15 protein-coding genes are annotated in these 13,099 nt (G+C 64.7%); 12 read left to right on the top strand and 3 right to left on the bottom strand.

Annotated features, from left to right (window positions below):
- Positions 1–123: 123 nt before the first annotated feature.
- The 9 genes from AC56KZ_RS17660 to AC56KZ_RS17620 all read left to right on the top strand — a co-directional run bounded on the left by AC56KZ_RS17660 (position 124) and on the right by AC56KZ_RS17620 (position 7,348).
- Positions 124–1,110, top strand: a complete 987-nt coding sequence (locus tag AC56KZ_RS17660; RefSeq protein WP_497163564.1) for an LLM class flavin-dependent oxidoreductase — start codon at positions 124–126, stop codon at positions 1,108–1,110.
- A 238-nt stretch (positions 1,111–1,348) separates the two neighbouring features.
- Complete coding sequence (gene mepK, locus AC56KZ_RS17655) at positions 1,349–1,882, top strand: peptidoglycan L,D-endopeptidase MepK (RefSeq protein ID WP_497163496.1); 534 nt, start codon at positions 1,349–1,351, stop codon at positions 1,880–1,882.
- 5 nt (positions 1,883–1,887) lie between these two features.
- On the top strand, positions 1,888–2,718 hold the full coding sequence (locus AC56KZ_RS17650) for a hypothetical protein (protein WP_497163495.1): 831 nt from the start codon (positions 1,888–1,890) through the stop codon (positions 2,716–2,718).
- Positions 2,715–3,017, top strand: coding sequence for a hypothetical protein (locus AC56KZ_RS17645; protein ID WP_497163494.1), 303 nt, complete (start codon positions 2,715–2,717; stop codon positions 3,015–3,017). Before AC56KZ_RS17650 ends, AC56KZ_RS17645 begins: the two co-directional genes overlap by 4 nt.
- A gap of 101 nt (positions 3,018–3,118) precedes the next feature.
- Positions 3,119–4,570, top strand: a complete 1,452-nt coding sequence (locus tag AC56KZ_RS17640; RefSeq protein WP_497163493.1) for a PQQ-dependent sugar dehydrogenase — start codon at positions 3,119–3,121, stop codon at positions 4,568–4,570.
- Positions 4,571–4,617: 47 nt separating this feature from the next.
- Positions 4,618–5,061: a thioesterase family protein gene (locus AC56KZ_RS17635; RefSeq protein ID WP_497163492.1), complete on the top strand. Its 444-nt coding sequence runs from the start codon at positions 4,618–4,620 to the stop codon at positions 5,059–5,061.
- 56 nt (positions 5,062–5,117) lie between these two features.
- Positions 5,118–5,702 (top strand): RNA polymerase sigma factor, encoded by a 585-nt coding sequence (locus AC56KZ_RS17630; protein ID WP_497163491.1) that lies wholly within the window; start codon positions 5,118–5,120, stop codon positions 5,700–5,702.
- Between the two features lie 12 nt (positions 5,703–5,714).
- Positions 5,715–6,206, top strand: a complete 492-nt coding sequence (locus tag AC56KZ_RS17625) for a hypothetical protein (protein ID WP_497163490.1) — start codon at positions 5,715–5,717, stop codon at positions 6,204–6,206.
- Between the two features lie 35 nt (positions 6,207–6,241).
- Positions 6,242–7,348 carry a hypothetical protein gene (locus AC56KZ_RS17620; RefSeq protein WP_497163489.1) on the top strand — a complete coding sequence of 369 codons (1,107 nt, stop codon included), beginning with the start codon at positions 6,242–6,244 and terminating at the stop codon, positions 7,346–7,348.
- A gap of 40 nt (positions 7,349–7,388) precedes the next feature.
- Here AC56KZ_RS17620 and AC56KZ_RS17615 read toward each other — a convergent pair whose 3' ends face one another.
- A complete protein-coding gene (locus tag AC56KZ_RS17615; RefSeq protein WP_497163488.1) occupies positions 7,389–7,886 on the bottom strand; it encodes a DUF3016 domain-containing protein in 498 nt (165 codons plus the stop codon).
- Between the two features lie 200 nt (positions 7,887–8,086).
- Between AC56KZ_RS17615 and AC56KZ_RS17610 the strand changes: the two genes are divergently transcribed.
- From AC56KZ_RS17610 to AC56KZ_RS17600, 3 genes are all read left to right on the top strand, one after another.
- Positions 8,087–8,809, top strand: coding sequence for an endonuclease (locus tag AC56KZ_RS17610; protein ID WP_497163487.1), 723 nt, complete (start codon positions 8,087–8,089; stop codon positions 8,807–8,809).
- Between the two features lie 138 nt (positions 8,810–8,947).
- Positions 8,948–10,456 (top strand): HD domain-containing phosphohydrolase, encoded by a 1,509-nt coding sequence (locus tag AC56KZ_RS17605; RefSeq protein WP_497163486.1) that lies wholly within the window; start codon positions 8,948–8,950, stop codon positions 10,454–10,456.
- Positions 10,457–10,463: 7 nt separating this feature from the next.
- Positions 10,464–10,928: a DUF4124 domain-containing protein gene (locus AC56KZ_RS17600; RefSeq protein WP_497163485.1), complete on the top strand. Its 465-nt coding sequence runs from the start codon at positions 10,464–10,466 to the stop codon at positions 10,926–10,928.
- A 159-nt stretch (positions 10,929–11,087) separates the two neighbouring features.
- Here AC56KZ_RS17600 and AC56KZ_RS17595 read toward each other — a convergent pair whose 3' ends face one another.
- Positions 11,088–12,470: a GAF domain-containing sensor histidine kinase gene (locus AC56KZ_RS17595; protein ID WP_497163484.1), complete on the bottom strand. Its 1,383-nt coding sequence runs from the start codon at positions 12,468–12,470 to the stop codon at positions 11,088–11,090.
- A gap of 121 nt (positions 12,471–12,591) precedes the next feature.
- Positions 12,592–13,098: a hypothetical protein gene (locus AC56KZ_RS17590; RefSeq protein ID WP_497163483.1), complete on the bottom strand. Its 507-nt coding sequence runs from the start codon at positions 13,096–13,098 to the stop codon at positions 12,592–12,594.
- Position 13,099 lies beyond the last annotated feature (1 nt).

Raw genomic sequence — 13,099 nt, 5'->3', positions numbered from 1 at the left:
GGGAACCCTGGAACGAGCAGACGCCCATCATAGGCAAGCGATTGCCGGTGGTCAATGGTGTGGCCAAGCCGCTTTTTGCGAGCCGGGCAGCGGGAAAAAACCCTTCGGCGTATCATGCGGTTCATGATTCCCTTCTCCATACTCGACCTCTCGCCGATCGCCGAAGGCAGCGATGCGCGCACTTCTTTCCAGCGTTCACTCGACCTTGCCCAGCATGGCGAACGCTGGGGCTATAACCGTTTCTGGCTGGCAGAGCACCATGGCATGCCGGGCATCGCCAGCGCCGCCACCTCGGTCCTGATGGGCTATGTGGCGGCCGGCACCGAGCGTATCCGCGTCGGCGCCGGCGGCATCATGCTGCCGAACCACTCGCCGCTGGTGATCGCCGAGCAGTTCGGCACCCTCGAATCGCTGTTTCCGGGGCGCATAGACCTGGGCCTCGGCCGCGCCCCGGGTTCCGATCACGTCACCGCGCGCGCCCTGCGCCGCAACCTGTCCTCGGACGCCGACGAATTCCCGCAGGACGTCCTCGAGCTGATGGATTATTTTGCCGAATCTCCGCGGCGCCAGGTGACGGCCGTGCCGGGCGCGGGTTTGAACGTGCCGCTGTGGATCCTCGGTTCCAGCCTGTTCGGCGCCCAGCTCGCCGCCCACCTCGGCCTGCCCTACGCTTTTGCCTCGCATTTCGCGCCGCAGATGATGATGCAGGCGGTCGAGATGTACCGCGCCAACTTCAAGCCTTCGAGCCAGCTCGACAAGCCCTATGTCATGCTCGGTTTTAACGTCTTCGCGGCCGACACGGATGAGGAAGCGCAGTTCCAGGCGACCTCGATGCAGCAGGCCTTTGTCAATCTGCGCAGCGGCCGCCCGGCGCGGCTGCAGCCGCCGGTGCGCGGCTATCTCGACATCCTTGCACCGGAAGAACGGGCGATGCTCGACAGCGTGCTGTCGTGCTCGGCAATCGGCGCCCCGGCAACCGTGGCGGCGCAGATGAAAGCCTTCATCGCCCACACCCGGCCCGACGAGCTGATGATCACCTCCCAGATCTTCGACCACGCCGCGCGCCTGCGTTCCTACGAAATCACGGCCCAGCTGCGCGAGCCGGCCTGAGGTGGAGTCGGGACTCCGCCCTGCGAGTGGGCCAGGGCGGGGAATGCCGCGCAGGCGAGCATGGACGAGGTAGCGAAGGAACGGGCGACACATCGGGCGAGCTGGCTGAATTGCATGCAAAGCTCCCTTAAAAGTTGTTAATCTTCCGTCATTGTGGCGCAAAAGCCGTGCATCCACTGCAAAGATGCCGAAATCAGGGTATCATCGATGTTCTTGAACCTGCGTAAGGATGCTCTCAATGAACCAGCGACGCTCTTTCCTCAAAAGCACTGTTGCACTCGCTTCCGTGGTTGCCGTTCCCGGCCTGGCAAATGCTGCCCAGCCCGCGCGAGGCGAACGTATCCTGCGTCTGTACAACACGCATACTGGTGAAAGCCTGAAGAGCGTTTTTTGGGCCGAGGGCCAGTTCATTCCTGACGCACTGCAAGACATCAACAAAGTGCTGCGCGATCATCGCAACAATAAAATCGCGCCCATCGATCCTCAACTGCTGGTGCTGCTCGACGACGTCAGCGGCAAGTTCGGCGACGTCCAGCTGCATGTCATTTCGGGCTACCGCTCGCCGGAATCGAACAGCAAAATGTCGTTCAAGGGCAGCGGTGTTGCCAAGCACAGCATGCACATGGACGGCAAGGCCATCGACATCCGCGTGCCGGGCAAGAACCTGGTGCACGTGCACAAGGCAGCCATGGCCGCGCGCGGCGGCGGCGTCGGGTATTACGCCGACTCGCAGTTCGTGCACATGGACACCGGCCGGGTCCGCTACTGGTGAGCGCCATGCGCTCGCTGCTGCGCGGCTCCCTACTCAGTTTCACCTGCGCCATGGCCGCCGTTTCAACGGCCGCGATGGCGCAGCCGTCTCCGATCGCCACCGTCAAGGTGACCAGCACACGCGACCCGGTTGACAAATCCTACCGCAAGATGATCCAGGGCATGGAACGCTTCGAACGCGAGCGTGCGCTGGCGCCTGGCGCCAGCCTGCGCTTCCGCGTGCTGCCGCGTACCCCGGAGGTCAGGATGGAAGGCATTACCCTGCGCGTGGCCGGGGACACGGTCACGCTGCCGGTGCCCGTTGCCGCCGACAACAGCTTCGTGCTTCCGCGCGACGAGCTGGCGCTGCGCGAAGACGCGGCCGTGCTCGCGAACCGCAAAACCACCAGCATGACCTGGCGCGCCGCCGTCACCACGCCCGGCTTGCAGCCCGGCACTAGGCGCCTGGGCGACCTGCGCCTGGAATGCCGGGTCGGCGTCGAGGCGGGACTGGTGTCGAACAGTTCGCCCCTGCTCAGCTGGATCTCGGATGCCTTGACCAGTCCCGAGCAGGTCTGCACCAGCCCGAATGGCAACTACCTGTTCTTCGCCGAGCGCCCGATTTTCTCGGTGCGCCTGCGCTCCGGCAGCCGGGTCGAGGAACTGCCGTTCAAGATGCTCTGGCACGGCGGCGAAAAAACCCCGGCCGACCTGCCCTTCTGCGATTGCCAGGTACTGCTCGACCGCACCTACTTCGCGCCGCTCTGGGATACCAGCTGGCCCGACGACACGATCCTCGAGTTCGAGTACATGACCGATCCGCCCGCAGCCGCGCCCGCGCCGGAGCTGACTTCATGAAAACTTCCGCCTTCTTGCTGGCCGCCCTGCTGCTCGCCGGCTGCGCCACCGGTCCGGCCCCGCTCGGCACCCAGGTCGCGGCCGAACGGCTTGCCGCCACGGTGCTGACCGGCCGCACCACCAAGGCCGAGTTGCTGGCCGCTTTCGGCCCCACCAAATCGGTCGTCTTCGACAGCCGCTTCGAGGTCTGGGTCTACCAGACGCCCGTGGGCGGCGGCCGTTTTGCCGAGTACGTGGTCCTGATCGATCCCCAGGGCGTGGTCACCAAGACCCGCCAGCGCGCCCCGAGCGCTCCGTAAGCGCAGGCTGCGGCGCTCTTGCCGCGCCGAAGCGTGCGCGGCTCGTTCAAGATCGCTGGCAGTATCGCCACAGGGAGTCTCGAATCCTGTGGAGGCCTGACATGCTGGTCGATCGCGCAAGGATGTTCTTGCTGTCGCTATTGTTTCTGCTCGTCAGTTGCGGCGGCGGAGGCGGCGATCCGGGCAGCCCGGCACCGCCGGCGCCGCCGGGCGCCACTACCGGCTCCCTGCAAATCGTCGTCAGTGCGCTGCCGGCCGGTACGAATGGCGCCGTGCGCGTCACTGGTCCGAACAATTTCGCGCAGGATGTCACCGCCACCCAAGTCCTGAACAACCTGGCGCCCGGCTCCTACAGTGTAGCGGCCACCAGCGTCAGCGTCGGCAACGCCGTCTACACCCCCGCCCCGGCCACCCAGAGCGTCCTCGTCAGCGCCGGCGCCACGGCCAGCGCCACCGTCGCCTACGGCGCCCCGGCCCTGACCCTGGCCTTGCAGGATATCGGCCCTGCCTTCACCAACCCGACTTTCGTCACCGCCCCGCCGGGCGACGAGCGCCTGTTCGTCGTCGAGCGGCGCGGCGCGATTCGCATCGTGCGCGGCGGCGCCACCCTCACCCAGCCCTGGCTCGACATCAGCGCGAATGTCTTCACCGGGGGCGAAGGCGGCCTGCTGTCGATGGCCTTCGATCCGAATTTCGCCAGCAACGGTTATTTCTATGTGTATTACACGGACCTGGCCCAGAATATCGTGGTCGAGCGCTACGGCGCGTCGCCGTCGCCGAACCTGGCCGACCCGACTTCAGGCTTGACCATCCTGCGCATTCCGCACCCGCAGTTCCAGAACCATTTCGGCGGCCTGGTCAGCTTCGGGCCCGACGGCTTGCTGTACGCCGCGACGGGCGACGGCGGCGGCGCGGGCGACCCCTTCAACAACGCCCAGAACCCCGCTTCGCTGCTCGGCAAGATGCTGCGGGTCGACGTGCGCGGCGCCACCCTGGCCCGGCCCTACACCATCCCGCCCGATAATCCCTTCGTGAACCAGGCCGGACGGCGCGCCGAGATCTGGGCTGCCGGCCTGCGCAACCCCTGGCGTTTCGCCTTCGACGGCGAGCAACTGTATCTGGCAGACGTTGGCCAGGACGCACGCGAGGAAGTGAACATCGCCGCGCTGTCCCAGGGCGGCCTGAACTACGGCTGGGACATCATGGAAGGCACAACCTGTTTCGGCGCCGCCACCTGCGACCGCACCGGCTTGACCCTGCCCGCGTTCGAGTACGAGCATGGCGCGAATGAGGTCAACGGTTGCTCGATTACCGGCGGCTATGTGTACCGCGGCACGGCCATCCCCGAACTAACGGGACGCTATTTCTATTCCGATTTTTGCCGCGGGTTCATCAAGAGTTTCCTGGCCACCGGCGCCGGCGTCGTCGAACAGCGCGACTGGGGCTTGAGCGGAGCCGGCCAGGTGGTCTCGTTCGGGCGCGACGGCGCGGGTGAATTGCTGGTGGTAAGCGCGGGTGGCCAGGTTTTCCGGATTGTGCGCGGCGCCCGATAGCGGCGCCCGTTAGCGGTGCGGGGCCCCAAGCTTGGTAGAATTGGCGCATGGCCCGCCTACACCTCGACTTCCCCGAAGACCAGTACTGCTACTCCACGCCGCTGACGGTGCGCGTGACCGACATCAACGCCGCCAACCACCTCGGCAACGACTCGATGATCTCGATGATCTCCGAGGCGCGCGCGCTGTTCCTGTTCGAGTTCGGCGTCGCCGAAACCGAGCGCGACGGCACCGGCATCATCGTCACCGATCTGGCCACCACCTATCGCGCCGAGGCGCACGCACGCGACGAGCTGCTGTTCGAAGTCGGCGTGATGGACTTCAACAAGTACGGCGGCGACATTACCTTCCGCGTCACCCGCCCGCGCGACAAGACCCTGGTCGCCATGGCCAAGTCCGGCTTCGTGTTTTACAACTACAAGAGCAGCCAGGTGGTCGCGATGCCGGAGGACTTCCGTGGGAAGTTTGAACGCGTCAACTGGATCGACTGAGAGCGCCTAAAAAAATAGCTGGAACTTAATCGTCATCTCGGCGGAATATGCTTGAGATGACGACCATGACCCTCACGCCGACCACCCCTGACGACGAACTGCTGCGCCTGATGCGCAGCGGCGATGCGCACGCCTTTGCCGCGCTCTACCGGCGCCACCAGGGACCGCTCTACCGCTTCGCCCTGCTGCGCTGCGGTTCCGGCGACACGGCCGCTGACATCGTGCAGGAAGCGTTCATGGGCCTGCTGAGCGGGCGCCTTGCCTTCGACCCCTTGCGCGGCTCCCTGCCGAATTTCCTGTTCGGTGTGGCGCGCCTCCTGATCCTCAAGCACGAAGCGCCGCGGCGGCGCGAAACCGCACTGCCCGACCCGGACGAAGACGGCGAACTGGACGAGCCCGATCTTGACGCCTGTCCACTGGCGCAGGTGTTGGCCGACGAGACGGCCGAAGCGGTCCGGCGCGCGCTGGCACGCCTGGCGCCGCATTACCGCGACGCCGTCATCCTCTACGAAATGCAGGGCCTGTCCTATCTCGAGATCGCCGCGATCTGCGCGGTCGACATCGGCACCGTGCGCTCGCGCCTGGCGCGCGGCCGCGCCCTGCTCGCAAAAATCCTGCATGCCCACGCCTCGGCTGCCTGACAAGGAATGACCATGACCACCGATTATCCCGACCTCGATGCCCGCCTGGGCGCCCTGCGCAGTGCGCTCGCCGGCCTCGACACCCCGCGCTGCGTCGAAAAGGAACTGATGCAGGCCTTTGCCGCCAGCAAGGCACGCAAGCCCTGGTACCGGCGCCTGAACCTGCCGGAGTGGCTGGCCGCCGGGGCCGGCTCTTTCGCCGCCGCCGCCGTGCTGGGGCTGCTGCTGTTGCCGCCACGCCTGGCCGGCGACCTGAACGGGGCGCAGCCTCTGCTGCGTTTCGACGACGGCGCCGCCTTTGTCGCGCTCGACGGGCTTGACGGATTTGACCGCCTTGACCGTGAAGCCGAGCCACGCCTGGTCGAAGCCGAAGTGCCGCGCACGATGCTGGCCGCGCTCGGGGTGCCGGTGACGCCGGAAAACGCCGGCGAGCGGGTGCTTGCCGAAATACTGGTCGGCGCCAGCGGGGAACCGCTTGCACTGCGCCTGAGTTCGACCGATTGATTCATCCAGACCACTGTCACCCTAACGAGGACCACATGAAAACCAACCATTTGCTGCTGACCGCCCTGCTTGCCTGCTTCCTGTCGCCGGCGCTTGCCGGGGACGAATTCGCCGCACCGGAAGCGGCGGCGCGTGCCGGCCTGGAAGCCGATGCGCCCCATCCGCGCGAAGGTTTGCGCATCATGCACCGTCGTCATGCCCAGCCGGTCAAGAACGCGCCCTACAGCGCCCAGGCCGTGTCCGAGCGCCTGCAGCAACTGCCCGACGGTAACCAGATCGAGCGTCGCACCAGCAGCGCCAGCTTCCGCGACAGCGCGGGCCGCACCCGTACCGAAGTGCGCAGCACGAGCGGCGAGGTGCAGCTGGTGACGATCAACGACCCGGTGGCGAACTCGACCTGGATCCTGACGCCGCGCACCCGCAGCGCGCAAAAGCTGCCGTCGCACGCCGACATCGCACGCACCGCCGACATGGCGCGCAGCGCAGGCGCCGCCGCGCGCGTGCGGGTCGAAGAACTGCGCAAGGAAGGCCGCCTGCCGCGCCTCGAGCGCGAGCTCATCGTCGAACGCAAGGCGCGCGAGCAGGCCGACGTCCATGTCGAACGCGACAGCGACGGCCGCCACGAAACCGTGCGCGTGATCCGCCTCCCGCGCGGCGCCGGACCCGGTGCAGCCGGGCCCGGCGTGCACCCGGCGCCGCATGCCGGTCCCCACATCGGAGCGCATTTTGGCCCGCAGCTGGGCGCCATCGTTGCAAATGCGGTGGGCGACTTGAAATGGGCGGCCAAGGCGGTCAAGCGCGACCTGGGCACGCGCGACTTCGATGGCGTGCGCGCCGAGGGCAAGATGCGCAGCTACGAAATCCCGGCCGGCGAAGTCGGCAACCGCAATCCGATCGTGGTCGCGGACGAGAGCTGGTACTCGCCGGAACTGCAGGTGACCGTGTATTCGAAGCACAGCGACCCGCGCAGCGGCGACTATGTCTACCGCCTCGAAGGCCTGAAGCGCGGCGAACCCGACGCCGCGCTGTTCAAGGTGCCGTCGGATTACAAGGTCAACGAGATTGGTGCAATGCGGGGCGAAATGCGCCGTGAACTGCGCCGCGAATTGGGCGCGCCCGGCAAGAACGACGAGCAGAAATAAACCATGCCGCCCTCGGGCGGCATGGTATTAGCGCTGCTTGCTAGCGCCGCGCGGCGCGCTCGCGCGGCAGGATCGCCGAATAGAACCAGTCGTCGATCATGCGTTTTTCGTGACGCAGCGAATCGCTGTCGGTATGGCGGCTGATGCGGTCCAGGAAGCCCATGTCGCTCAGCTGCACCTCACCGCTGCGCAACACCTGGCCGTTCTGTTCGACGGCGAAGCGCAGGTCGACGCGCGGCCAGTCGACGCCATTGCTCTTGATGATGCGCAGGTCGCGCGGCCCACCCGGATACTCGCGCCCGGCAAGGTCGACGTCCAGCACCTCGATGCGCAGATTCTGGCCTGGCGGCAATTGCGCGCCCAGCTTGGCGAAGTGCCTGGTCAAATCCTTCAGTACATCTTCCCGGTCCCAGGTTGCGAACGGCAAGTCCGAGAAACGTTCGGGCTGGACATAATTCACGGTCACATCGGCCGAGGCGGCGCCCGCCGCCAGTGCCAGCAGGCCACCCAGGGCCAGTTTTTGAAGCACGTTGTTCATGGCGATTCCTTCTCTCTGGCTATCCATCTCTGCGTCGAACATGGTGTCCACGCCCATGTGGTGAATATACGCGCGTTTACAAGGTGCTGCTGTCTCCGCCAGGTAAATCCTGTATCGCTTTGTTAGTCCTCGCACAGCCGCGCTCACCCGCTCAGCCCAGAATGGCGGAAAGGAGGTGTCTCGTGCCAGAAGGACCGTCGTTGTTTATCTTGAAGGAAGAAACCGCCCGCTTTGTCGGCCAGCAGATCGTCGAAGCCGGTGGCAACACAGGCACGCTCGACCCGACGCGCCTGCTGGGCCAGAGCATCGTTTCGCTGCGCACCTGGGGCAAGCATTTCCTCATCGAATTGCCGAACATGGCGATCCGCATCCATTTTTTACTCTTCGGCACCTACCGCATCAACGAGCAGCGCGATGGCAAGCCGCCGCGTCTCTACCTGCGCACCGCCGAAGGCGACGAGCTGAATTTCTATGCCTGCTCGGTGCGCGAAGTGGAAGGCGATCTCGACATCGTGTACGACTTCAGCGCCGACGTCATGAGCGAGACCTGGGATCCGGTGCGCGCGCGCAAGAAACTGCGCGCCCAGCCTGACTTGCTGGCCTGCGACGCCCTGCTCGACCAGAACATTTTTTCCGGCGTGGGCAACATCATCAAGAACGAGGTGCTGTTCCGGATCCGCGTGCACCCCGCCTCGACGATGGGCGCGCTGCCGGCGCCGAAACTGCGGGCACTGGTCGACGAGGCACGCCAGTACAGCTTCGACTTCCTGAAATGGAAAAGGCAGTACGTGCTCAAGCAGCATTGGCTGGCCCATGCAAAGAAAATCTGTCCGCGCTGCGACCTCCCTTTCAGTAAAGCCCACCTGGGCCATACCAATCGCCGCAGTTTTTTCTGCGAAAACTGCCAGAAACGCTACGATTGAGTCATTCCCCCAACACTTATTTAACAGTTGCTGGATGAGGGGCTCTGTTGCTTGTTGTTAATGCAGGGATGCCGTACTACAATGAATTTTCCTACAGGAATCGTAGGAATTTTCCTCTTTTACGGTAACGGAAACAACATGTCCTTCCTGTCCCCTGCCACGCCCAAGCTCGCTCCATGGAAAGTCCTACTTGTCGACGACGAGCCGGACATCCACCACATCACGAAGCTGACGCTGACCCGCTTCCGCCTCGATGGCCGCGCGCTGAGCTTCCTGCATGCCTACAGCGGGGCCGAGGCAAAGGAAATCCTGAGCCGCGAGAGCGACATCGCACTGGTATTCCTGGACGTGGTGATGGAACGCGAAGACAGTGGCCTGGAAGTGGCGCGCTGGATGCGCCAGGAGCTGGGCAACAGCGTGAGCCGCATCGTGCTGCGTACCGGGCAGCCGGGCCAGGCGCCGGAAGAGCGCGTGATCGTCGACTACGACATCAACGATTACAAGGAAAAGACCGAACTCGACCGTACCAAGCTGTTCACCACCACCTTCGCCGCGCTGCGCGCCTACCGCGACATCATGAAGGTCGAGGAAGCCCGCCGCGTCCAGCAGAACTACCGCGAAGGCCTCGAGCGCGTGCTGGCCGCCTCCTCGCACCTGTTCAAGCAGCGCAACCTGAAGGACTTCGCCAGCGGCCTGCTGCAGCAAGTCGTGGCCCTGCTGCGCCTCGAGCAAAGCATGCTGCTGCGCCTGAAAGGCGCAAGCATGATCACCGGCGAGAGCCAGTACGAAGTGCTGGCAAAGATCGGCGACTTCGGCGGCCAGGGCATCGAGGCCGGCCTGTTGGCGCAGCTGGACGAAGCGCGCCATAACCGCATCTCCAAGCTCTACGGCGACACCTATGTCGGCTATTTCCCGAACAACCACAGCGGCAAGGCCTCGCTGCTGGTGCTGCAGGGTGTCGAGGAAATCTCCGACATCGATGCGCAACTGCTGGAAGTGTTCTGTTCGGGCGTGGCGATCGCTTTCGATAACATCCTGCTGAACCAGGAAATCACCGACACCCAGGCCGAACTGATCCTGCGCCTGGGCGATGTGGTCGAATCGCGCTCGAACGAAGCGGGCAACCACGTGCGCCGCATGTCCCAGGTCTGCCACCTGCTGGCCGAGGCCTCCGGCATGCCGGAATGCGAAACCGCGACCCTGGTGCACGCCGCGCCGATGCACGACATCGGCAAGATCGCCACCCCCGACGCCGTGCTCCTGAAACCGGGCCGCCTGACGCCCGAGGAATGGGAAATCATGAAGCAGCACCCGACGGTGGGCCTGCAGATCCTGGACGGCTCGAGCCGCCCGATTCTGAAAGCCGCCGCCGTGATCGCGCACCAGCACCACGAAAAATACGACGGCACCGGCTATCCGCAAGGGCTGAAGGGCGAAGCGATCCACCCGTATGCGCGCATCGTCGCCGTCGCGGACGTGTTCGACGCCCTCAGCCACGCCCGCTGCTACAAGGAAGCCTGGCCGGTGGACCAGGTCACCGACTACATGCGCGAAATCGCCGGCCACCACCTCGACCCGCTCTACGTCAACCTGCTCATCCAGAACATGGACAAGGCGCTGGAGATCAACCGGCAATGGCCGGACTGAACCGGTCATGCGGCACATCGCGCTTTTCGCTACGCTGATCGCGTGCGCGGTGCCTGCTCTTGGGCAACAGCTCCCCGTGCCCTCCCGCACGATGTACAAGTGCACGAATGGCAAGCTTGTCTCTTACTCGGACAAGCCTTGCCTGGGTGCGGAGCGACTGGTTGTGGTACCGACACGTGGGGTCAGCAAGCTGAGTGGTCAGGACCGGATCGGGCGCGACGTGCGCGAAGAGTATCGGCCGGAGGGCTTTGCCGAGGCGCTCAGGCCGATCAGCGGCATGAGCAACGCGCAGTTCGAAGTCTATCGCCGCCGGAGCCGTCTCAGTTCGGGCTCCCAAAGCGAATGCCGTCAGCTCGATCCGATGCTGCTACAGACCGAGGCAATAGAAGCGGCGGCAGACAAAACCAGCAAGCCAGCGGTTCAGCAACACTTGTTCATGCTGCGCAAACGCTACGTCGAGCTGGGCTGTTAAGAGCGTTTAACACCCTTTTGACGACCTCCGACCGGTGACGGTAGAAATGGTATCGCGTCCGCTTCGGACCGGCCGGAAGCGGACGATTAGAATAGTTCAGCGTACGAGCTTGTTACTTCTAAAAAAAGTAAGAGTTTTCAAGCGTTCTAAGCCCGGGGATTACGCCGCCGCCTTTTCCGGCCGCCGGCTGCGCGGGAAGCTCAGGTCGTAGCGTAGTCCCTGCCCCGGCGCACTGGTGGCGCGCACCGTGCCGCCCAGCGCTCCGGTCACCAGGTTGTAGAGGATGTGCGCCCCCAGCCCGCTGCCGCCGCTGCCGCGCTTGGTCGTGAAGAAGGGGTCGAACAGTTTCTCCAGGGTGTCCTGGTCCATGCCGGCGCCATCGTCGGCGTAGGTCAGCGTCACGATCTCGTTCGCCACCTCAGCCCGGATCGTGATCCTGCCCGCCTGCTCGTGCTCGAAGCCGTGCACCAGCGAGTTCATCACCATGTTGGTGACGATCTGCGATAAGGCGCCCGGATAGCTTTCCATCTGCACGTCCACCCCGCAATCGACCTCGACCTTCACCGGGCGGCCCTTGAGTTTCGGCTGCAGCGACAGCAGCACTTCCTTCAGGTAGCCGCACAGGTCGAAGCGGCGGATGTCGTCCGAGGACTGGTCCACCGCCACCTGCTTGAAGCTGCGTACCAGGGCCGCGGCGCGCTGGGTATTCGTGGTCATGATGCGCAGCGACTGGTCGACGATGTCGAGGAAACTGTCGAGGCTATCCTGGGTCATCTCGCCAGCAGCGAGCTCGGCGCGGGTCAGGCGCAGCTCTTCCACCAGGTGGCTGGTGGCGGTCACGCAGATGCCGAGCGGGGTGTTGATTTCGTGGGCGACGCCGGCCACCAGGCGGCCGAGCGAGGCCAGCTTTTCCTGGCGCACCAGTTCGCCCTGGGCCTGTTGCAGCTGGGTCAGCGCGCTGTTCAGGGCCGTGTTCTGCTGCTCCAGGCGCACGGTCCGCTCCTGCACCGCGCGTTCCAGGCGGTCCATGCTCTGCAGGCTTTGCAGCGCCACCGAGACGTGGTTGGCAATGACCGAGAACAGCGCCTGGTCTTCGTCGCTGTAGGTATGTTCGGGGGTGTAGCTCTGGATCACGATCGCGCCCAGCGGCAGGTGCTGCTGGTCGAGCAGCGGGCAACCCATCCAGTGCTCGGCCGCGCTGCCGGTACCGAAATTGCTATTCGCCGCGAAATCGGCGGCGGTCACGACCAGCGACCGGCGGTTGTGCAGGACCCAGGCCGTGGGCGATTGTTCGGGGGCGCCGAGATGCACCGGCTGGTTCAGGGCCGGGCTCTCATCGGATTCGTCGACGAAATACACGAAGCGCACCGCACCGGCGTCGCGGTCCCACAGCACTACGAAAAAATTCGCCGCATACATGATGCGGCCGAGCGCGCGGTGCACGGCGCGGATGAATTCGGTGATGTCGCTGCAGCTGGTCGAGGTCTGCCCGATTTCGAGCAGCAGCGACTGGACGGCTTCCAGCCGGTCGAGACGTTCCATGATTTCCCCAAGCATTAAATGCTAATTTAATTCCAAGGGGAAATACTAGCAGGCTAATTGCCGGAAAGCACGTGCCGTGCATGGGATTGTGGCGCGGGCGTCGCACCATGGTTGTGAAGGCTCAGCGCGGCGCCTTGAAACCGTTCTCGACCCAGGTCTCGGCCGAGCCGGGTGTCAGCTTGAAGGTCGGCGCCACGCGCACCTGGGCCAATTGCTCGCCCATCTGGTCGATCGCGGTCAACAGCGCATACGGATCGTCGTCATCGGGAACGATGTCGAGCGTCACTTTCAGTTCGCCTTCCTCGGTCGACACCACCGTGCTTTTATGCAGCATCGCGTGCAGGTGCTGCTCATGGCGGCGGATCACTTCCGAAGCCGTCTTGATCAGCGTATTGAAAGCGTTGACGTCGAGCGGTTTCGGGTTCTTCTTGTCGCGGCCCATGGTCCACGGACCGACCAGGGCCGGTTCCGCATGGCCGGCCTTGTACATCGCGACCGCCCAGCCCTCGTCGTCGTCGTTCTTGATCACGCGTGCGGTCCAGCCATTGCCTTGCCACAAGCGTGGTTCCTGGACCTCGGTGTCTGCAGCATCGTCACCCGTATCCAGGTCACCTGTTTCTTCGTTCATC

The sequence above is a fragment of the Telluria sp. LT2P34 genome (genome assembly GCF_059685915.1).
The sequence above is the reverse complement of the archived record's forward strand: the minus strand, read 5'-3'. Positions and strand labels throughout refer to the sequence as shown.

What these genes read in the sequence shown, in the direction of transcription:
- AC56KZ_RS17660 (WP_497163564.1), top strand. Translation starts at nt 124, where the DNA reads ATGATTCCCTTCTCCATACTCGACCTCTCGCCGATCGCCGAAGGCAGC.
- mepK (WP_497163496.1), top strand. Translation starts at nt 1,349, where the DNA reads ATGAACCAGCGACGCTCTTTCCTCAAAAGCACTGTTGCACTCGCTTCC.
- AC56KZ_RS17650 (WP_497163495.1), top strand. Translation starts at nt 1,888, where the DNA reads ATGCGCTCGCTGCTGCGCGGCTCCCTACTCAGTTTCACCTGCGCCATG.
- AC56KZ_RS17645 (WP_497163494.1), top strand. Translation starts at nt 2,715, where the DNA reads ATGAAAACTTCCGCCTTCTTGCTGGCCGCCCTGCTGCTCGCCGGCTGC.
- AC56KZ_RS17640 (WP_497163493.1), top strand. Translation starts at nt 3,119, where the DNA reads ATGCTGGTCGATCGCGCAAGGATGTTCTTGCTGTCGCTATTGTTTCTG.
- AC56KZ_RS17635 (WP_497163492.1), top strand. Translation starts at nt 4,618, where the DNA reads ATGGCCCGCCTACACCTCGACTTCCCCGAAGACCAGTACTGCTACTCC.
- AC56KZ_RS17630 (WP_497163491.1), top strand. Translation starts at nt 5,118, where the DNA reads ATGACGACCATGACCCTCACGCCGACCACCCCTGACGACGAACTGCTG.
- AC56KZ_RS17625 (WP_497163490.1), top strand. Translation starts at nt 5,715, where the DNA reads ATGACCACCGATTATCCCGACCTCGATGCCCGCCTGGGCGCCCTGCGC.
- AC56KZ_RS17620 (WP_497163489.1), top strand. Translation starts at nt 6,242, where the DNA reads ATGAAAACCAACCATTTGCTGCTGACCGCCCTGCTTGCCTGCTTCCTG.
- AC56KZ_RS17615 (WP_497163488.1), bottom strand. Translation starts at nt 7,886, where the DNA reads ATGAACAACGTGCTTCAAAAACTGGCCCTGGGTGGCCTGCTGGCACTG.
- AC56KZ_RS17605 (WP_497163486.1), top strand. Translation starts at nt 8,948, where the DNA reads ATGTCCTTCCTGTCCCCTGCCACGCCCAAGCTCGCTCCATGGAAAGTC.
- AC56KZ_RS17600 (WP_497163485.1), top strand. Translation starts at nt 10,464, where the DNA reads ATGCGGCACATCGCGCTTTTCGCTACGCTGATCGCGTGCGCGGTGCCT.
- AC56KZ_RS17595 (WP_497163484.1), bottom strand. Translation starts at nt 12,470, where the DNA reads ATGGAACGTCTCGACCGGCTGGAAGCCGTCCAGTCGCTGCTGCTCGAA.
- AC56KZ_RS17590 (WP_497163483.1), bottom strand. Translation starts at nt 13,098, where the DNA reads ATGAACGAAGAAACAGGTGACCTGGATACGGGTGACGATGCTGCAGAC.